The organism is Candidatus Nitrosocosmicus sp. FF01, assembly GCF_047711275.1.
Taxonomy (GTDB): Archaea; Thermoproteota; Nitrososphaeria; order Nitrososphaerales; family Nitrososphaeraceae; genus Nitrosocosmicus.
In genome coordinates this window covers 16,019-34,466 of record NZ_JBLNIG010000004.1, presented here as the reverse complement: position 1 = coordinate 34,466, position 18,448 = coordinate 16,019, and the positions used below count along the sequence as shown (strand labels likewise).

General features: G+C 35.3%; 24 protein-coding genes. 7 read left to right on the top strand and 17 right to left on the bottom strand.

All coding sequences use genetic code 11. From position 1 onward, the window contains the following. Positions 1-38: 38 nt before the first annotated feature. Positions 39-263, bottom strand: coding sequence for a DUF167 domain-containing protein (locus ACMT7R_RS12255; protein WP_415312244.1), 225 nt, complete (start codon positions 261-263; stop codon positions 39-41). Between the two features lie 84 nt (positions 264-347). Here ACMT7R_RS12255 and ACMT7R_RS12250 point away from each other — a divergent pair, with 84 nt between their 5' ends. After that, entirely contained in the window at positions 348-809 is a 462-nt protein-coding gene (locus tag ACMT7R_RS12250) for a hypothetical protein (RefSeq protein WP_415312243.1), read from the top strand. Positions 810-1,262: 453 nt separating this feature from the next. Here ACMT7R_RS12250 and ACMT7R_RS12245 read toward each other — a convergent pair whose 3' ends face one another. The 7 genes from ACMT7R_RS12245 to ACMT7R_RS12215 form a co-directional block, all read right to left on the bottom strand. Continuing rightward, on the bottom strand, positions 1,263-1,832 hold the full coding sequence (locus ACMT7R_RS12245) for a hypothetical protein (protein ID WP_415312242.1): 570 nt from the start codon (positions 1,830-1,832) through the stop codon (positions 1,263-1,265). A gap of 123 nt (positions 1,833-1,955) precedes the next feature. Continuing rightward, complete coding sequence (locus ACMT7R_RS12240; protein WP_415312241.1) at positions 1,956-2,399, bottom strand: COX15/CtaA family protein; 444 nt, start codon at positions 2,397-2,399, stop codon at positions 1,956-1,958. Positions 2,400-2,519: 120 nt separating this feature from the next. Next, the gene (locus ACMT7R_RS12235) at positions 2,520-3,053 is read right to left on the bottom strand and encodes a plastocyanin/azurin family copper-binding protein (RefSeq protein WP_415312240.1); all 534 of its coding nucleotides are present in this window, start codon (positions 3,051-3,053) and stop codon (positions 2,520-2,522) included. Continuing rightward, the gene (locus ACMT7R_RS12230; RefSeq protein ID WP_415312239.1) at positions 3,022-4,554 is read right to left on the bottom strand and encodes a cytochrome c oxidase subunit I; all 1,533 of its coding nucleotides are present in this window, start codon (positions 4,552-4,554) and stop codon (positions 3,022-3,024) included. Before ACMT7R_RS12230 ends, ACMT7R_RS12235 begins: the two co-directional genes overlap by 32 nt. A 182-nt stretch (positions 4,555-4,736) precedes the next feature. Continuing rightward, on the bottom strand, positions 4,737-5,705 hold the full coding sequence (locus ACMT7R_RS12225; RefSeq protein WP_415312238.1) for a cupredoxin domain-containing protein: 969 nt from the start codon (positions 5,703-5,705) through the stop codon (positions 4,737-4,739). Then, the gene (locus ACMT7R_RS12220) at positions 5,705-6,025 is read right to left on the bottom strand and encodes a hypothetical protein (RefSeq protein ID WP_415312237.1); all 321 of its coding nucleotides are present in this window, start codon (positions 6,023-6,025) and stop codon (positions 5,705-5,707) included. Before ACMT7R_RS12220 ends, ACMT7R_RS12225 begins: the two co-directional genes overlap by 1 nt. Before the next feature lie 90 nt (positions 6,026-6,115). Beyond that, positions 6,116-6,748 (bottom strand): histidine phosphatase family protein, encoded by a 633-nt coding sequence (locus ACMT7R_RS12215; RefSeq protein ID WP_415312236.1) that lies wholly within the window; start codon positions 6,746-6,748, stop codon positions 6,116-6,118. Between the two features lie 668 nt (positions 6,749-7,416). Between ACMT7R_RS12215 and npdG the strand changes: the two genes are divergently transcribed. Then, positions 7,417-8,094: an NADPH-dependent F420 reductase gene (gene npdG / locus ACMT7R_RS12210; RefSeq protein ID WP_415312235.1), complete on the top strand. Its 678-nt coding sequence runs from the start codon at positions 7,417-7,419 to the stop codon at positions 8,092-8,094. A 14-nt stretch (positions 8,095-8,108) separates the two neighbouring features. After that, a complete protein-coding gene (locus ACMT7R_RS12205; RefSeq protein ID WP_415312234.1) occupies positions 8,109-8,387 on the top strand; it encodes a hypothetical protein in 279 nt (92 codons plus the stop codon). 41 nt (positions 8,388-8,428) lie between these two features. On the opposite strand, the gene ACMT7R_RS12200 is transcribed toward ACMT7R_RS12205, so the two are convergent. Both ACMT7R_RS12200 and ACMT7R_RS12195 read right to left on the bottom strand, forming a co-directional pair. Then, positions 8,429-9,613: an aminotransferase class I/II-fold pyridoxal phosphate-dependent enzyme gene (locus ACMT7R_RS12200; RefSeq protein WP_415312233.1), complete on the bottom strand. Its 1,185-nt coding sequence runs from the start codon at positions 9,611-9,613 to the stop codon at positions 8,429-8,431. Between the two features lie 266 nt (positions 9,614-9,879). Further along, a complete protein-coding gene (locus ACMT7R_RS12195) occupies positions 9,880-10,173 on the bottom strand; it encodes a chorismate mutase (RefSeq protein WP_415312232.1) in 294 nt (97 codons plus the stop codon). Positions 10,174-10,288: 115 nt separating this feature from the next. On the opposite strand from ACMT7R_RS12195, the gene ACMT7R_RS12190 reads away from it, so the two are divergent. Both ACMT7R_RS12190 and ACMT7R_RS12185 read left to right on the top strand, forming a co-directional pair. Further along, a complete protein-coding gene (locus tag ACMT7R_RS12190; RefSeq protein ID WP_415312231.1) occupies positions 10,289-10,507 on the top strand; it encodes a hypothetical protein in 219 nt (72 codons plus the stop codon). 949 nt (positions 10,508-11,456) lie between these two features. Further along, positions 11,457-12,662 carry a cation:proton antiporter gene (locus tag ACMT7R_RS12185; RefSeq protein WP_415312230.1) on the top strand — a complete coding sequence of 402 codons (1,206 nt, stop codon included), beginning with the start codon at positions 11,457-11,459 and terminating at the stop codon, positions 12,660-12,662. Positions 12,663-12,744: 82 nt separating this feature from the next. On the opposite strand, the gene ACMT7R_RS12180 is transcribed toward ACMT7R_RS12185, so the two are convergent. The 5 genes from ACMT7R_RS12180 to ACMT7R_RS12160 all read right to left on the bottom strand — a co-directional run bounded on the left by ACMT7R_RS12180 (position 12,745) and on the right by ACMT7R_RS12160 (position 15,652). Next, positions 12,745-13,077 carry a hypothetical protein gene (locus tag ACMT7R_RS12180; protein WP_415312229.1) on the bottom strand — a complete coding sequence of 111 codons (333 nt, stop codon included), beginning with the start codon at positions 13,075-13,077 and terminating at the stop codon, positions 12,745-12,747. A 141-nt stretch (positions 13,078-13,218) separates the two neighbouring features. Then, positions 13,219-13,509 carry a hypothetical protein gene (locus ACMT7R_RS12175; protein WP_415312228.1) on the bottom strand — a complete coding sequence of 97 codons (291 nt, stop codon included), beginning with the start codon at positions 13,507-13,509 and terminating at the stop codon, positions 13,219-13,221. Between the two features lie 758 nt (positions 13,510-14,267). After that, positions 14,268-14,576, bottom strand: coding sequence for a hypothetical protein (locus ACMT7R_RS12170; protein WP_415312227.1), 309 nt, complete (start codon positions 14,574-14,576; stop codon positions 14,268-14,270). A 412-nt stretch (positions 14,577-14,988) separates the two neighbouring features. Continuing rightward, a complete protein-coding gene (locus ACMT7R_RS12165; protein ID WP_415312226.1) occupies positions 14,989-15,177 on the bottom strand; it encodes a DDE-type integrase/transposase/recombinase in 189 nt (62 codons plus the stop codon). A 328-nt stretch (positions 15,178-15,505) separates the two neighbouring features. Then, the gene (locus tag ACMT7R_RS12160) at positions 15,506-15,652 is read right to left on the bottom strand and encodes a hypothetical protein (protein WP_415312225.1); all 147 of its coding nucleotides are present in this window, start codon (positions 15,650-15,652) and stop codon (positions 15,506-15,508) included. A gap of 200 nt (positions 15,653-15,852) precedes the next feature. Between ACMT7R_RS12160 and ACMT7R_RS12155 the strand changes: the two genes are divergently transcribed. Both ACMT7R_RS12155 and ACMT7R_RS12150 read left to right on the top strand, forming a co-directional pair. Then, complete coding sequence (locus ACMT7R_RS12155; protein ID WP_415312224.1) at positions 15,853-16,398, top strand: hypothetical protein; 546 nt, start codon at positions 15,853-15,855, stop codon at positions 16,396-16,398. A 62-nt stretch (positions 16,399-16,460) separates the two neighbouring features. Further along, positions 16,461-16,853, top strand: coding sequence for a hypothetical protein (locus ACMT7R_RS12150; protein ID WP_415312223.1), 393 nt, complete (start codon positions 16,461-16,463; stop codon positions 16,851-16,853). Positions 16,854-16,884: 31 nt separating this feature from the next. On the opposite strand, the gene ACMT7R_RS12145 is transcribed toward ACMT7R_RS12150, so the two are convergent. Together ACMT7R_RS12145 and ACMT7R_RS12140 are read right to left on the bottom strand one after the other, a co-directional pair. Beyond that, positions 16,885-17,205: a hypothetical protein gene (locus tag ACMT7R_RS12145; protein ID WP_415312222.1), complete on the bottom strand. Its 321-nt coding sequence runs from the start codon at positions 17,203-17,205 to the stop codon at positions 16,885-16,887. A gap of 366 nt (positions 17,206-17,571) precedes the next feature. Beyond that, positions 17,572-18,279 (bottom strand): class I SAM-dependent methyltransferase, encoded by a 708-nt coding sequence (locus ACMT7R_RS12140; protein WP_415312221.1) that lies wholly within the window; start codon positions 18,277-18,279, stop codon positions 17,572-17,574. Positions 18,280-18,448 lie beyond the last annotated feature (169 nt).

Here is an 18,448-nt window from a genome sequence, read left to right as displayed (position 1 = left end):
AGGCGACTCACTCGGGGTATTTTATGATCTTTATGTAATCATGAAATTTCAATAAATTTGGTCTTTGAAAACAGGCCGCGAACTATCTTTATGTTTTCAGTCTTGATGTTGAAATATTTCGAGAGTATGTTAATTATTGCTTTGTTAGCTCTCCCTTTTATTGGCACTTCTTTTATTGAAATGTCAATTTCATTGGTAAGGTGATTCACCAAAATTTGTTCCGAAGAACTGAATTTGACTCTAACCAAAAATATTTTTGTCATGGAATATCCCCTCCAAGTATAGATAAAATGCAACAATCATCATAATCAATATAAAAGTAAATCCATATTTTATCCTTAGATCTTTTGAACTATACTGCTAATGAAATAATCCTTTCGTGGGGAGATGTGATTGCCCTGATTGCAAATATATCGTACAAATTGCAGTCAAAAATAATACCCAGTTCTCTTCAGGACTATGAAATAATCGCGATTGGAAATGGCGGAATAATTCCAGCAACAATACTGTCCTACAAGATGAATATCAAACCAATAAACATATTTCCATTAATTGACAAGCAAATTATTTCTCACAAGCTGCCAATCTTGGATCCAAATAAAAAATACCTGCTAATAGATGAAATACACGATACTGGAAAGACGATAGAATTGGTGGGCAGGTACCTAATGAAAATGAATTGTCTAAAAATATTCTTATTAAAAAGATACAAGACAGATTCGATCATTGACAATGATGTTTGTGGAAAAATCCTTAATGACTCCCGTTGGGTAGTTTTTCCCTGGGAAGACCAAGACAACAAATTGTGAGAAGTTTACTTGAGCGTATCCAATAGGTCTTTCTTGAATGTTTGACGAGCTCGATTGAGGTACAGATAAAAAATTGCCATTACAAAACTGGCTAGCCCACCTATTATAAAAATAGCATTTAGTGTAACTAATGCAATTACTGCAATTGTCAAGGTTATAAAGCTAAAAATTAAAGAAATTTTCTTCAATTTGTTCATAACAATAAGAAAATGGCGCTACATCAATATTAATAGTTCTAATGATACTTATTCATTTTACATATAGTCCATTAGTAAAATAAAATATACTAATCAGTTAGTTGAACAGGCTCATCGATATCTTAAAAATTGCGGTAGTTGTAGCCAAAAATTCTAGCACTCGGTGTTGATCATCTGTAAGATAATATTAAGACTATTGGACTCAAGTCCTCTATCCATTACAGAATCGGCGAATAAAGAGATATTAAGAAATTACCTAGAATCGAGACTTTTTATTCCTTCTCCTTTTCCGTAACACCCAGACCCCGATAATCCCCAATACTAAGATTGCACTAATCACTATCCCATAAATAGTAAGAGTAAAGATTAATCCATAGGTCTCAGAGATGGCAATATTAAATACCGCCCGTTCACAGTTGCAATTTGCATTGTCTGTAAGAATGGTCCTTGTTGGAGGTGTGGTATCAGATGCATGTGGTCTAGCTACTCCTTCATTAAGTATACTCAATACAACTTGATAGTTACCATTTTTTTCGAACGTATATGGAATCTCAAAGTCACCAATTGCAAGATTAGTCCATGGAAAATCATACAATAGTTCTCCTGCGGCTGTATAAATCTCAACCATCACATTGACATTAGAAACATCATTGCCGTTTTTATCTTGAATGCTGAACATGATATTTGTCTGCTCATTTGATTTGGCGTATTCGGGATTCAACTCCTGATCAATAAAATATTTGTTACCAATCCCCATGCTTTCACTATTATAGTATGAAAGGTGATTAAAATGACCTCCAGCTGGTTTAGAAGTTATTAAATGCATGGAGTGAAGAGAAAGGAAAAGTGAAATCAAAATGACATATAGAAAAATTGATGATTTTATTCGCTATTCACCTTGTGTCTATCTGAATCCCATAAAATACTATTATTATTGTGTATAGATTTCCTATTTGTTGGAAAAACTAACTCTAGAGTCACTATCCTGAGATGACAAATTTGATGGTTGTAAGGATTTGAGATTTACATTCGTATAAAAGATATTGATTACAACAAATATCATACTACTGTATAAGATTAATCCTAAACCCAAATGCGCGGTAACCAGATCTGCATGTAATTTCTCATTGATAACAATAGCGCCTAATGTTATCTGTCCAACCACAGCGGCAGCAGCTATTATTGAAAATAACTTGGTTGGCTTGGTGGAGTGTCTTCCTCTCAAAACAAATACCATGGTTAAGAATACCAAAAGACCAGTGGTAGCAGCGATTGTTCGATGAATATATTCTATCAAAAATTCATAAGAAGGAATCAATCCCTGAGGACACAAAGGCCATTGAGGACAAGACAGACCCACGCCTGTAGAACTCACATAACCACCAAGTGTCATTAGACTAAATAAAACACATAACGTACCTATTGAAAAAATTTGAAGAAATTTATCATAATTCATTTGAAATTGCTTAATATGTGATGTTTCGGTCTTCCTTTATATTTAAAAAAAAGGGAGTTATTGGACCGTAATCAAACCTGTCATGAACGGGTGTACAGTACAATAGTATTGATACTCTCCTGCTTCCAAAGTGGCTGTGTCAACCTCTCCAGATTCAGCAGCCATAATGATACTGGTATCGAATAGCTTTGCTGAATTTGGATCTTGTGGTCCTGAGCCACTAGTTACTGTATGAGGAACTGTATCCTCATTGGAAACGGTAATTACATCCCCTTTGGACACAGTGATCGAGTCTGGAGTATAGGATGGATTGCCCTGAGTCGCAGCCCCAGCAGGAATTGATATCGCCGTAGCCGACGCTGCAGCTGGAGCTGGTGCATTTGCAGATGTTGAGGATTCGGCGCCTGTCGAATCAGGTGCAGCCGGCGCAGGCGGAGGAGCCGATACAGGCGGAGGAACACTTGCAGTGTCATCCCAATGAAAGACTGTGATGTAGCCTAGGACTATGAGAGGGATGATAATAATTACCAATCCCTTCATAAATCGCGCGGGCGATGTTCTAATGATGGGGTTCTCGTCGGGCGTAGTCATAGTAATATTCAACTCCATGTCCTAATTCAAATGGATCTTTTGGATCAACTGGTTTGCCAAACATTGCAGATTTTATCATGTTATACAAGAACAGTATAAACGATGCACCTATAGCCCATCCTCCGAAACTGGCAATCTGGTTCATGATAATAAGCTCGGGTATAGGGAGATAGTCCACTACTCTTCTAGGCATTCCATACAAACCCAGTATGTGCTGCACACCAAATATTACTGCAATACCCACAAACGTTAGCACAAAGTGGATCTTCGCCAGCCGTTGATCATACATACGGCCAGTTATCAGCGGGAACAAATAGTAGATAAATCCAACGAACGCCAAAGTTATAGTTCCCATGATAAACAGGTGCATGTGACCGACGACCCAATAACTATCGTGAGTCAAAAAGTCCAATGGCATAGCTGTATTTACCACACCTCCAGCTCCTGCTGAGAAGAATAGTAGAATACCTCCGACACTGAACAACATGGGCGCCGCGAATTTGATTCGCCCACCCCACATAGTCGCCAAGAAGTTAAACACGTGCATGGCAGAAGATGGCACGGCAGCTAAGGTTCCTACCATGAACACCGTCTTTTCTGTAAAGCTCATACCGACTGCGAACATGTGATGTGCCCAAGAACCAAAGCCAATTACCGCTATTACTATCAACGCTACAACTCCAGAGTAATAGCTGAATAAGGGTTTCCTGGAGAATGTAGGTATCATTTCATACATCATACCAATACCCGGAAGGACGAAGATGTAAACCTCTGGATGGAATGTAAACCAGAACAAGTGCTGATAGGCAATAGGATCTCCACCCATTTCAGGATTAAAGAATCCGGTTACTCCCAGTCTGTCCGTATACAGCATAACCAAAGATGCTGCGAATGTGGGAATAGCTACAATAATCATTAGAGATGTAACCAATGTTGCCCAACTGAACAATGACATTTTCATCAAAGGCAAATCGGGATGCTTCATTTTCAATATTGTAACAGTGAAGTTAATAGCTCCTAATACTGACGATAATCCAAGCAACTTTAATCCGACTATCCACATATCAGCGGCTGGACCCGGTGCTTTTAAAATAGAATATGGTGGATATGCATTCCAAGTAGTATCTGAAAATCCTCCCCAAATTAAGAACATACAAGGTGGAATCATCCAAAATGCAACAGCATTGAGCTTCGGCCAAGCCATATCTTTGTACCTAACCATAATTGGAATAAGATAATTGCCAGCTCCTGCTGCAAATGGAATAAGCCACAAAAACAATAACGTTGTCCCATGGACTGTAAAGAATCTCGAAAAGTCTGCTTGGCCTTCGAAGATCTGCACACCAGGCAAAAACAATTCAGCCCTGATCGCCATCGCTAAGGCACCACCAGCAAACAGTGCCACCATCGAAGCTATGATATATAGTAGCCCGATATCAGTATGGTGGGTTGAAAATATAATCTCCCATATGGGACGAGGTTTTTTTAATTCTAGAACCATTTTGTTACAATAAACACCCCTACAATCATAAAATCGAAATATGTCTATAAAAGTATTTGGATTCCGTTCTGTAAAAAAAGTTGCAAAAATATAAAAAAAGTATTGATATAAAGAAATTTCTAAAAGAAAAACTTACTTTATTATAAAATTTATACTATTGCCAACTAAAAATGAGAGAGAATCTATTGTACAGTCATTGTTCCTGTCATAAACGGATGAACTGTACAGTGGAATGGGTGTTCTCCAGCGTCTATTGTTGAGGTATCAATCTCGGCTTTGCCGGCAGGCATGATAATGCTTGTATCAAATAGTTGGCCAGCATCAGCATCTCCTGGAGAAGCCCCACTAGTAACAGTATGAGGAGCAGTATCATCGTTTGACACTGCAATTATCTCGCCCTTCGTAACCGTCAGTGTATCAGGAGAATAGGCGGGATTTCCAGGAGTAGCTGCCCCTGCAGGTATAGATAAGGTTACACCTGCTGCTGATGTAGTCGAAGTTCCATTTGTGGAACCTGTAGTGGCGTTGTCACCTGAATCGGAAGCTGTACTAGAAGTGTTATCACTAGCACCACTTTCATTTGATGCAGTTATATTTCCAGGCTCAACTACTCTCATGGTTCCTGTCCCTGTAGAGCCTACTTCACCACCGCCTGGTGCAACCACCGTAGCAGTGCCCGTACCCTGAGATATTGTTGGTTCTGATTCAGGTTGTGAGGCTGTTGTATTATCAGTATTTGGTTCTACAAACAACCTCGCCCTCATGTCTTGATGAAGCATACCGCAATACTCCCTACATTCAATCAGATATTCGCCAGGTTCATCAAAAATATTCCACATTGTATTAACTCTGCCTGGTACTGCATCCATAAGCATTGCAAAATCAGGAATATTAAAACTATGGACTACATCAGATGAGACTATTTCAAAACGATAAGGTATACCTTCCTTCACATGAAGTTCATTTATTTCCTGTGTACCATCAGCATGCTGAAATGACCAGAACCACTGCTGTCCTACCACTCGAACTGTTTCAGAATTAGGAGGAGCATACTCTAATGTATGCTCAATATTCCAAGATTCGGCACCAACCCAAATCAAAATAGCAGTGACAGCACCTATATATACCCACTCTGGAGTGCTGTGACCCACTATGCCTTGCCTCCAGAATTATCTATATTTTTAAATCGAGGGTGTGATTCCCTAAATCGCCACGATATATACACATTCAGACCCTGTACAACGGCTCCTACAATGAATGCTGCGACCATCATCCTATAAAATAGACCCCAAATCTCTACTCGGCGTATTACAGTTTCACCTCCTTCTGCAGCATATGCTATTTCAATTATGCTTTGAATACCTATGACAGCCATAGAACTAAAAATGAAAATCAACAACATTTTATTAACAGAGGAAAAAGCCATAATCTTATTCTCCACTCTCTTTGGATTGGTGAATCTTTCTGTCATTTAAGGTTTTTGTTGATGATTTTTGCGACAATTTATAATCTAGAAGCTCTAGAAGTTATCTCCTATATTCACTTCAGAATTAACTTAAGTTTAAAACTCTGTTAGAAAGCGTTTCATTGTTAGTATATTTAGTCCGCATAACGTTAAGAGATCATCATAACTTTTTAATACGCTAATGGATGCGTTAGGAACCTGAACACTATAGACTGAGGAGGGTTTTATATTCATAGCTAGAGATATTGCAGCCTTTATTGGATCCAAATGAGAAATAAACAGAATATTTTGATTCTTATGTTTTTTGACCATTTCCTGAATTAAATGACGAATTCTTTCCCTAACTGACCCAAAGGATTCTACTTCAAACTCAAGCAGTGAGTTTTCATTATCATTATCAGAATAAAATTTTGCGAATAGATCACCATGTGCAGAAATTACGTCATCGTAGTACAATCCTACTAGCTTTCCTAACTCAATCTCGAACAATCTTTCATCTAATTCAAATTTCAAACCCAAGGTTTTTGAGGCAATTTCAGCTGTTTCGACTGTTCTAATCACAGGACTAGAGTAAATTTTATCAATGGGAATGGATTTCAACAATTCACTGCTTTGACTCACTTGCTCTCTACCAAGATCGGTCAAATGAGATTCAAGATTTCTTCCAACGAGTAGCCGTTTGACATTGTTGTATGCCTGACCGTGTCTCATAAAAATAAGAAGCGACATGCTATAGTAAGAGTATGATAAAATTATTTCAATATTAAACTATTCATGCATTACTTTAATTTGGTATGTCAAGGCCAACCCTAATGCATGATCAAATTTTATGAAAAAGGACTAAAAAATGTGTCTTTTAAAGTAGGTCAGTTACACTTTCTTTTCATATTCTCGCTCGATTTCGATATGAATGTACAGACCCATATTGAGGATAAAATATGATTGTACGGAATTTTTCATATCTTAAGCACTTTGCTTGCAAAGTATTCAGTCAATAGGAAAATACACAAAACCTCAAAATTTGTGTTACTGTTTCAAATCAAAATGTTTTGGGTCAGAACAAGATCACCTATGCACCGGGGAGGATAAATATCTTTGACAATAGCATATCCATATCGCACCTAAATCAAAGAATGTTATTTAGAAGGATATCGACTCTTCAAGTTTATCAGGGTTTGAGCTAGCTCATCCTGCTCCATTTATTTTAGTGAATATTCTTTGCTCTTGGTTTCAGAGATAAAAGAAGGTTAAAAATAATAAGACATGCTGTACTTGATAACTCATTTGTTGTTGTTGTTGTTGTTTTTATGATCGTTAAGCTTTTTATTCAATTGTCAATCATCATGTTGAGTTACCCGTGCTTTAATATATTAGGGCAGAATAGTAAACACATTAGAATGAAAATCGGAATCATTGGAGGAACAGGCGGCATGGGCGAGGGTTTTGCCCTCAGATGGTGTATTAATCATGACATCATTTTGGGTTCTAGAGATAAGCAGAGAGCCCAGAGTGTGGCAGAAAATCATATGAATGCAATCAAAAATACACCTTTGTCAGAAAAAATAACTGGTAGTATTTCAGGCGATGATAACCTATCGGTCGCAAAGAAAAGTGAAATATTAATCCTTTCTATTCCTTATGAGAATATCCAAAGCACTTGTAAGGACATTGAGACTGTCATTAATTCAGATTGCATCGTCGTTTCCCCTATAGTCCCTATGGGTAAAAATCAAGACGGATTTTACTATATTCCTTTTGTCGAAGAAAATAAATCCGCTGGCGCCTTAGTTGGCGAAAATCTTCCCAATAGCAATAAAGTTGTATCGGCATTTCATACAATTTCTGAAGTAAAACTAAAAAACATTGAATCCTCATTGAATGCAGATACGTTTATTTGTACTGACAACAAGGAGTCACTACAAACTCTTAATAGTTTGATTTCAGAAATAGACGGACTTAGATCGGTATACTTGGGTCCTTTGTCATTATCATATCAAGCCGAAGTCATGACACCTATGATTCTCAATGCATCCAAACAAAACAAATTAAAACATCCTGGTATCAAACTAGTGTAAAGATCACTCTTAAAATGGATTTTGACAAGATAGATAAAAGGATTAGAGATAAGGAGAGAGATAGACGTAAGGAGTGGATGTTCCCACTTGGAATATTATTCATAGTGATGGCAACTATTATATTAATTAGAAACCTTATTTTGATTTCGACTGAATTTGGGGCAGATTTTTTTATAGATAATTTTTTAAATCCAGAGATAACAAACGAAAAGTTTGCGGTAGTGATGTATGGAATTGGCCTGATATTGATTTATTTTGGAAAGAGAAAAAGGCAGGATACTTTCCCTAGATAGTCGAGCGGGGGCAGCGGCAGTAGTAGTAATCTGAGTGTCAATTAATGTTTGTCCTTGATAAATTTTTCGATCTTATCCATTGATTTATTTAAGATCGCTTCTTGTGGAAGGTAAACTATTCTGAAATGTCCTGTTCCCATGCTACCAAACCCTGATCCGTGAACTGTTAATACCCCGGTTGAATTCAACAGTTCGATTACAAATTCCAAATCATTGTTCCACTTATTTTTGAGATCTATTCTTGGAAACATGTAAAATGCACCCTTGGGTTTTGTGCATTCCAATCCTTCAATTTCATTTAGGCGGCTATAGACCAAATCTCTCCTATTCTTCAACTTTTGCACCATCTTCGGTAAGTGATCTTGAGGTCCATGCAATGCAGCATTAGCAGCTATTTGAACGGGGAAGTTGGAGGCAATCCTGACTCGTGCAAGCTTAAAAATATTCTGTCTTAATGGATCTAGCTGCCTTGAATTACTATTCATGCAAACATATCCACATCTTAATCCCGTCATTAGATAAGTCTTTGAGAAGCCATTAAGAAGTACAACTGGTGTGTCTTTTGCTACAGCTCCTATCCCATCAAATTTTTCGTCAAAAACAATTTCGTCATATATCTCGTCGCAAATGATATACAAATCGTTTTCAGCAGCAATATCAACTATCGATCTTAAACTTTTGGAGTCAAAAACCTCGCCTGTCGGATTATTAGGGTTTATGATGCATATGGCCTTGGACTTGGGAGTAATTTTTTTTCTTATATCATCCAAATTCGGAGTACCATCAGCATGGATTCCGAATTCAGCGATACTACCACCATAAAATTTTGCATAAGAGGAATATGGAGGATAGTAAGGACCAGGCAATAGAACTTGATCGCCGTCTTCTACAATAGAACCCATAACCATATCTAACCCCTCAGATACTCCATTTGTTACTAGCACATCATCTGGAGTTAGCTCCAGCCCTTTCTTCCCTTTTTCTTTGCCTACAATGGATTTTCTTAGTTCCATCCAACCTTCAGAATCAGTATAATAATCATTATTGTTAACTAGTGCATCAGACAAAGCCCTTTTGATATGATCAGGGGTTTTGAAATCAAACGCTACAGGGTCGCCTATATTTAGGTACATTATTTCTCGCCCCGTCTTTTGATATTCCCTTGCATGAAGCATCACGTCTCTGATTGCATATTCGACGCGACTAATCCTATCGGATACTCTCATTGACCATCTAGTTCCAATAATATCTTAAAGTGACTTAATATTTGTATTTTGTCAATAGTAGAAAACGGCACTCATTCAAATCAAGTTAGAATCCTCCAATGATAGGAAGGTATTAACAGGCATGATGAATCAAATTGTTATTATAGATTATCGAATAATACGGACGAGACCAGACATCGAGTTGGCAGACTGTCAAGATGATCAGCTTTGGATAGAATAAGATCCATCATGGATTTAGAATTGATTTGTGCAAAAAGCTAGAACACCTATTTGGAATTTATGAAAGTTTCCTTTTCTAATTGGATATAGACCTTAATCAGGAACCTATAGATTTGTTCTATAACACTCGAATCAAAATTCATTTCCTTGGAATAAGCCGTAACTTTTGTGATAATATTGTTAATTCGCACTTGATCTTCGATTTTTGTGATATTATTTTTGAATTTTGCCGCCTGCATAACATATCTTCCCCTTTTTATCAAAAGAGAAACAATTTCCCGATCTATCAGGTCAATGTTTTGTCTGATTTCCTCTAAAGACGAGCATTCATTTGGCTTCAATAAATATCATAATAATGGAAAACAATTTAAATAATTAATATCAAAACATATTGAATTTTTTTAACGATATAATGGCAATGGATATGAATATAAACATTGATGATATTAATATATCATGATTAATGTTAGAAAGATAAAAATGATGATCAAAAAATGCATCTATGAGGAAAATACGGATGCTAAAATTAAACTATTTATTCGAATCAACAATTTACTTCCAAAAGAACTGAGAATAGAGTCACCAACTATGATCACCAAAGACTTTATCGACAAAGGATTGTATTTGTTAGAGGGAAAGCTTGAAAATAAGCTGCAATCAACTTCTATATCATAACTGTAAACAGTTGATTGAGGAATATGTGGCGAACCAACAGTTAGAATAAGTTAGTATGCAATATGAATTTTCCATATTAGCGAGAGTCTAAGATCATGTTTACTAATTGATAGGCAAGTAATTGGAAAGAATAGTGATCGGATGAATTATTGCGAAAGTTTAAGAGAATTTGCTATAGGTATTGATTGGAGGCAAGGGCCTTTTTGGTAGAACTCGTTACCATAATACACCCTAAGAAATAGTGATCAATCCTTAATCAGATACAGTCCTCTGAAAAGATTAGATATGTAGAAGATCCGAAATTGATAAATGAAAGGATTTTGTATTTATCATGGATAGTTTCTAGCAATTAATTAGAGGAATTAATGTTATGCATGATAAAAAAAATCATTTGATGTAGTACAATTTTGATATTTTGGTCTGTCGCCATCTCAGCGTTCTCAGAACATGCAGAGGTTTTATCAGAAAATTAGTAGGGTAGATATGCAGTAGTACTATAATAGTAATAATAATAATAATAATTGGATCTCAAATTATGCTGAAAGGGCCAATAACTTCAATTTATGGTGGATTCAAGTACATTACTATTACCGATGCATGAATAGAGCGATGATTCTGTGCCGCTTCTTTTCTTTCAAAGTCAATATACGGACAGATTGAAATCTATTTCTGGTTATTCCAACCGCTTTAGATTTTTATGCAATGCATAATTGCATCACAATGAGTAATTAAAAGTCATTGTAATTAGTCAAAAGTATGACATAGGTTATAAAAGTTCAATGAAATAAATGAGCGTCTTAGCTGCTAAAGAAATAATAAGTTCAAATGAACTTTATTATGGTAAAGTATATACGAAACAATATTTCGATAAGTGTTACATTTTATGTCTATATTATTGAATAGTGGAAATGAGGCCAGAATATAAATAACGTGCAAACCTATTTTTCTTGTGGAAGTACCAATTGAGCAGATTTTGCAAGATTTTGCAGTTATAATGATAATCGCCTCTATTATGACCCTGATATTTTATAGATTGAAACAACCAATAGTGATCGGGTTTATTGTTGCAGGGATAATAATTGGACCGCATACCCCCCCTTTCAGTCTCATCCATAATTCGGACGTTCTTAATTTGTTTGCAGAGATGGGAGTGATTCTATTGTTGTTTACTGTTGGAATGGAATTTCCAATTCAGAAATTGAGAAAAATAGGAAGAAAAGCAATGATAATTGCCTCAAGTGAGGCGTTTGGAACTCTGGCCATAGGATTCTTTACGGCACAGACACTAGGACTTGGATTTTACGATAGTTTATTCATAGCCCTCGCAATATCAGTAACAAGCACCGTTATTGTCATGAGAGTTTTAGGAGAACTAAACATGATGAAAGAGGAATCTGCAACATTGATCCTTGGAACGGCTATCATAGAAGACATTTTAATAATATCGCTATTGGCAATATTCCAATCCTCTGGAGTAAGTGGTGACATTTCAATCAACGAAATAGTAATTTCAATTGTAATTACCATAGGATTCATAGCTGGTGTGTTAATAGTAGGTTCAAAAATTGTGCCAAAGCTAATAGATGTTGTTGCAAGAACAAATCAGCATGATGTTTTGATTGTTGCTGCAGTAGGTGTTGCCTTTGGATTTGCTTTCATATCTTTTCAGCTAGGCATCTCAGTGGCAGCTGGCGCCTTTTTTGCAGGAGTTTTGATTGCAGAATCAAGATCGCATGCGGTAACAAGCGTTTTGGCCACACCAGTTAAAGATATTTTTGCAGCATTGTTCTTCGTATCCGTTGGAGCGTTGATGGACTTTAAGCTCATTCCTATGTTCATTGTACCTGCTTTGATATTAATTGGAGTTTCAATAGGTGCAAAATTCTTGACAGTTTATTTATCGTCCAGGCTTCAGAAGATAAGCAATATGACTTCGGCCCGCACAGCAGTAGGGTTATCATCTTCCGGTGGTGAAATAGCTCTTGTAGTAGCAAAGGGAGGTATAGATGTAGGTGCAGCCAGCGCTTTTATATTGCCTATGATAGGTACGATGACAATAATTACTACGTTTATTTCACCCTATGTCATAAAATATGGATGGAAATTCACAGAAAGACTAAGAAAAGATCAAAAGAATATTGATAACAGCTCCTAGACCCGAACTAGGCTACTAAAACAAAGGGAATGACAAAACCTGTTTTTATTAGAATTGTAATTAGAATACTAAATAGACAGCTCTAATAGATAAGTTGGTCGTTTCTGTCACAATGCTGTTTTAAACATATTGCAAATCCAACATGCCCACAGTCATCGGTGTCGCAGGTCATACACCAAGGCATGCTCTCTCTATAACCTACAATTACAGATTGACTAATACATTTATCGTATAAAATCACGTATTTATTTTCAAAGAAATCCTTTACAATTATTAAGCAATCCCGAGACGAGCTATTTTCTGCCATTAACCATTTCATAAATTCCATAGTACCTAAATCAAGAGTCGATAACTGATGATCTTTTTCAATTAGTTGGGATTTTCCAGACAATCTTACCTTATCTTTCCTTTCCAACTTCACTTCAATAATAAGGGTATTAAAGATATCTATAGTATTATACCAAAAAATAGGTATTATTATTTATATGTCCCATTTACTCCCTGAGGACAAATACACAAATCTTTCAATAACACTCTGTTACAAACAATATTCAGGTTAACTCTTGGATTGATTAGTGCTTAACTCGTTAAATTTTTCACATTGAGGACATTGCAAAACAATGCTCAATCCCTTTTGATCGCTTTTCAAAAGCTGGGATATTTGATCCGAATGAATATTTTTTGCAAGAATAAAACCACAATCTCCACAAAGATATGAAATTTTAGACGACGGTACATCTTCATAATCATCCCCATCAAAATAAGGAGATTTTACAGACGTTTGTCTAAAAACTGCTTTATGATCATGAGGTTCTGAAATAATCCTGCACCGTATGTCAGACATCATTTACTGATAAGGATTTCAATGATATAAATAAAAATCGATCTTTTTATCAGAACACCTCCAAATAGTTCAAAATCTGGTTAAATATTCTATCATACTTGTTCTTACTATCCAGGTTCTTGAAAGTCGATGCAAATATCATGATACTTCTAGTCTCATGATCAATTCCTATCCCTAAATGTTCCATTTCAAATGGTTACGATTATTGTATCCTGAGATAAGGTAACCATCTATTTTACAGTCTTCCCAAGTAAAATAGTAATCAAGTACAATTTTCAATATGCAAGTCTTCAGTCTTGACAAACTTCAGAATAGTGCAGGATGTTAGATTGCCGAGATCACACAAATATCTCGTCTCAATGGCCTCGACAATGATAACGTTTTAATCAATAATATCTATGGTGCTTACCTCCTCATTACCCATAACAGCCGTATTTAGAATACTATAACTATCTAAAAAAAATAAACCTGCCGACTTTATCATTTTTTAAAAATCTTTCGAGTCTTGATATGATCATGTAAGCTTGTTTGAATTTTGTTGAAACCGGCCATATTAAAGGAACATTTGGAAAGCCATCTTTATCGATTCTTCCCAACGGGATATTCAGTTTACTATATTGGAAGAAATCAAATATTTAGTGATTTTGTATGCAAACACTATCCAAAAAACACGATCGACTATTCTCTTGCAAACTAACCGTCATAATATCTAGGGATCAGCTGTTGTTTACTAGATCTATTCCTATTCAATGAATTGGGGCTTAAATAGGAGTAAACCTAATTGATCCAAATAAATTTTCTTTACACATTGATTTCAAATACTGTACCATATCTAGTACCAATCTCAATCGAGTAATTTCATCTTTTAACAAAATGGTCTCGTCAATTTCTTTGGCATATTTTAAGAGTCCTTCGCAAGCTTGAATTTGGGCAGATATTAGTTCAACTTTATTCATGCATAGGCTATGAGTGGACTCAATGAAATGATAAGAAACACTTTTTCCTCGTTCATTGCAACCACAAGTTTTTGCTTCTACCAAATACGGTATCTCATTTTCAATGATATTCAAGACTATAATATCACGTAATAACTAAACATTTCAAATTAAGTATTGATTAGTAATTACTTGCAATTAAAGATAAAATAATGGAGAGTTTTTCTAACATTTGTAATATTTTATTTCCATTATCTAAATTTTTTCTCGGACAAAATTTGAGATAAGAATCACTTTTAAATAGATATAATATAATGTCAGGCTGTGTTCAGTTAACGGATTTTAACTCCTTGTTATGATAGTTGATAAAAAGATTTAACCAGTTCCTCACATATTTTAGTTTGCAATTCTTTACTCGACAGGAAAAATAATCGTCAAAGCATTCGGTTCTATCCTTTATATACTGTATAGTTCTTTCAATCAGGCTTTTTTCAATATTAGAATGAAGGTGGTGATTTAGTTTTAGAAACTTACAAGCCATCGGGTATTATGTGCCTCCATCAGTGGAAACTGGATGTCTTCCATGTTCTTTGACTAAACCAGCAATGAATCTTTCAGCAACAAACATGTTTCTTTCCTTAGAGATAGATAGTGCGAGAATTTCCTTACTTTTTGCATTTATTGCAACCCATAACCATATAAATTCCCATCCCACCTTGATCAAGGTTTCATCCAAAATGAATTCAGAAATCTTTTACTTTTTGTGGATATCTTTAGAGGATAGTATTTTTGTATCCAGTTCCAAATGGTAACATGGTTTCCCTTTATAAAACAAGATAGTCTTTCAGAGGTTCTCCTAAGCGATAGGCCTGAAAAATACAAATACAGGCCCCGATAGACGTATTCCGAAGGCGTTTTATTTCTGGTAAACACATATGGAATAAGACGTCTTCAAGCTATAAGATTTCGTTAAATGAACAGAGTCTAATGTCACGTAACTTCAATAATCATTAATCCAAGTATCATGTTCGAGTACCGGCTAGAAAAAATAAACAAGAATAAAACTAAAACCACGAAGAGAAGCAACAACTCTTACTAAGAGTGTTATCTTTCTCGAATCCAAACCAGTCATTGCTTCTCTTTAATGTTTCGATTTGATATAGCAGATATTCTCTTCTTCTAGAACTAACTTCATATTTAATCATTGTCAAGATTCTCTACCTTAAGTTCGTCAAGCAAAAAGGAGTTTACAATTACATTTAGCGACAAAATTCAAGAATGTCATTTACGGAAATAGATTAGCAGAAAGGTAATAGCACTAAAAATTCTATTTTACGGTATAGAGATATACAATATATACAGCAGATCGAATCACATTATAAGAAATTTAGCATTTTGTTGCAATGTAATTATGATAGCAAACGATGGTATTTTTAAATATCCTGTTGATAACATTAGTTTGATGAGAACAAAGTGGCTCATCACAAACTTTTATCATAATTACAGAAATATTATTGACTTTAACAAAAATATCATTATTTCAGCAATTATTACAGCATTATGTGACATTGTAATTGTAATGGCGGCTTCATCTATTTTTCATACAAACAATTTCTTAATTTCTTTAACTTCCCTAGTTGCAGATTTCTCTATTTTTAATTCCTTCTTGTTATTTTTGTTGTACTCAGATAACAAAAGATTGCTACTAAAACCAAAACAAGGAGATTTGGCACCATCAAACAAATCTGAATTGAAAACATTGGTATTAAAGCTCCTTGCTACACTTGGTTTATCCGAAATTAGCTATTTGACAATCAAATTCATTTCAACATATTTTTTGCTTGCATATATAGATTTGACTTCCTCTCAACTCTCCATTTCTACAACCATACTTGCATGGATTACCTATCTAGTAACTGCAAATATAATGTTAAAGAAAACTGATATGTTTGCATGAACCAAACGTGTTAAAACCCCCTAAGAGCCGACAGAAATATTCATCAATAAATTTTTCCACAGATGGATAGGAATACAGACAAGGGAATTAACAGCACTTTTATCCGATGCTTGCTTAATTATAGCATGACCTATTATGAAGTTAGAGCTAAACCTAAAGAGAATATTTATGAGCTCCGTTATGATATGGACCATGGCATGATTCATACCTTAATACCTTTTGGAAAATCCTTGCAATATAGTTTAGAAAATGCAAAATTGGAAAATGATGACAATGCAGTTTGGATAGAAGAAGACCACTGTTCCCCACCATTGGCAATGGAGCGTGAAGCAGTATTGGACAGGTATTTTAGTGATATTAAAATTCAGGCTATAGAATCTGAAGAGGAAGGTTGGAATCGAATTAAGGATAAAAAATCTCTTTGGAACAAATCAAAATCTTCAAATCTCACATGATTATAAAACGAGGTTTTTGGTAATCATTCTATTAGTTTTCTTTGTTTAAATGGTTAGCTGCTGTATCTGCTGCAGTTGCTGCTCTAATCATTTTTTCCTTCTCATCATTTAATTCATCATCAGTAAGGTTTATTGCGGAAATAACGGTCGGATGATCTTCGTTGCTACTGGCTTCGGTAAAAATAATAGCATGTGAGGAGGCTTTGAGCAGGTCAACAATCGAATCATCTCCAGGCAAAATATTCAGACTTAGTGCTTTAACTGGAACAACTGAACCTAGTTCATCGATATCAAGCAATGTAGCTTTTACCTTAAGTCCAGGTTTATCTATAGATTCTATTTTAACGAGCATAATTATTAGTATAGATGATATCAGTAATACGGTTATCGTTCAAAAATTTTTAGTCCCCGATTATAAATATATGTCCGATACACTATGTATCACTAATCAGATATCATGATGCAATAGTTAATCCAAATAAAATGCGATATGCTTTTAAATAAATGGAAAATTGCTAATACAGGTCTTTTGAGCTAAATGATTATATTTAGAATCACATGCCACTTTCTATCTTACTTTCAATATTAAGAAAAAATAAATTTGATAAGGCTGAAAGAAACTTAACAAATTCTCTGCTTTGGCTTGGAAGCAACAATTAAAGACACAGGAAAGAAAAAAAGTATTTTGTTATCCTTGAGATAACTTTTCATTCCCAAATTATCTTCGGAAATGTCTTTTTTTGAAAAGAAGATTAATTTTGTCCTTGTCTTCAGGATTTGAGAATGAAGAAGTGAGTATTGATTCGAGGTTCATCTCAAGGTCTTGACTTTCAATCCTTATGTTGCATAACCCAATAGTCTCGACCATATCTTGTAGTTCAATAAGCGTCAATGCTTCAGTGTGGGAAGGATCGCGTAATTTCTCGGCGTGGTTATAGGCTTTCTTTTTGTCTTCAGGAGGAGTAACATCGACTATCAAGATTCTGCCTTCAGGTTTGCATACTCGGCTCATTTCTTTTATTACTGCTTTAGGATTGATCATATGATGCAAGCTATAACGCGTCAAAACCAATGAAAAGGAATTATCTTCGAAAGGTAAATCATAAACATCGCCTATTCTCCAATCAATATTCCGAAGATCTTTTTCTTTTTGAAGTCGTTTTGCCTGTTCAATCATTGCAGGTGGCAAATCAATACCAGCAACATGGCCAACAATTTTGGCAAATTCGCAAGAAACTAATCCAGGACCACGTGTCACATCCAAAACTGTGTCATCGTGTTTTGGGCCACTTAGTTTCAACATAAGGTTTAATCCATATTGATTAGAATGCTGAGACATCTGTACAAAAGGAACTGCCTGCTTAGTGAATTGTGAGATTATCGAGTCATTGTAAGAAATCTTTCTCGCGTCTGATTCGACATCCACATTGGTCATATATCAAATGCAAAATATAAAAATATGTTCCAAATCAAAAGATTGAGCTGTTACATTAGAATCGCAACTAATAAATCACAATAAATCAATATTGTTCAGCAAAAAAATAAAGTTCTTTTTTTTAGAACTCTAGTATGAAGATTATACGGCTTTTTGAGAT

Excerpts from the sequence above, each read along its gene's own strand:
- ACMT7R_RS12235 (WP_415312240.1), bottom strand. The coding sequence starts at position 3,053 with ATGACTACGCCCGACGAGAACCCCATCATTAGAACATCGCCCGCGCGA.
- ACMT7R_RS12175 (WP_415312228.1), bottom strand. The coding sequence starts at position 13,509 with ATGATGTCTGACATACGGTGCAGGATTATTTCAGAACCTCATGATCAT.
- ACMT7R_RS12150 (WP_415312223.1), top strand. The coding sequence starts at position 16,461 with ATGGATAGGAATACAGACAAGGGAATTAACAGCACTTTTATCCGATGC.
- ACMT7R_RS12245 (WP_415312242.1), bottom strand. The coding sequence starts at position 1,832 with ATGCATTTAATAACTTCTAAACCAGCTGGAGGTCATTTTAATCACCTT.
- npdG (WP_415312235.1), top strand. The coding sequence starts at position 7,417 with ATGAAAATCGGAATCATTGGAGGAACAGGCGGCATGGGCGAGGGTTTT.
- ACMT7R_RS12255 (WP_415312244.1), bottom strand. The coding sequence starts at position 263 with ATGACAAAAATATTTTTGGTTAGAGTCAAATTCAGTTCTTCGGAACAA.
- ACMT7R_RS12200 (WP_415312233.1), bottom strand. The coding sequence starts at position 9,613 with ATGAGAGTATCCGATAGGATTAGTCGCGTCGAATATGCAATCAGAGAC.
- ACMT7R_RS12230 (WP_415312239.1), bottom strand. The coding sequence starts at position 4,554 with ATGGTTCTAGAATTAAAAAAACCTCGTCCCATATGGGAGATTATATTT.
- ACMT7R_RS12220 (WP_415312237.1), bottom strand. The coding sequence starts at position 6,025 with ATGACAGAAAGATTCACCAATCCAAAGAGAGTGGAGAATAAGATTATG.
- ACMT7R_RS12145 (WP_415312222.1), bottom strand. The coding sequence starts at position 17,205 with ATGCTCGTTAAAATAGAATCTATAGATAAACCTGGACTTAAGGTAAAA.
- ACMT7R_RS12155 (WP_415312224.1), top strand. The coding sequence starts at position 15,853 with ATGATAGCAAACGATGGTATTTTTAAATATCCTGTTGATAACATTAGT.
- ACMT7R_RS12190 (WP_415312231.1), top strand. The coding sequence starts at position 10,289 with ATGATTAATGTTAGAAAGATAAAAATGATGATCAAAAAATGCATCTAT.
- ACMT7R_RS12205 (WP_415312234.1), top strand. The coding sequence starts at position 8,109 with ATGGATTTTGACAAGATAGATAAAAGGATTAGAGATAAGGAGAGAGAT.
- ACMT7R_RS12240 (WP_415312241.1), bottom strand. The coding sequence starts at position 2,399 with ATGACACTTGGTGGTTATGTGAGTTCTACAGGCGTGGGTCTGTCTTGT.
- ACMT7R_RS12215 (WP_415312236.1), bottom strand. The coding sequence starts at position 6,748 with ATGTCGCTTCTTATTTTTATGAGACACGGTCAGGCATACAACAATGTC.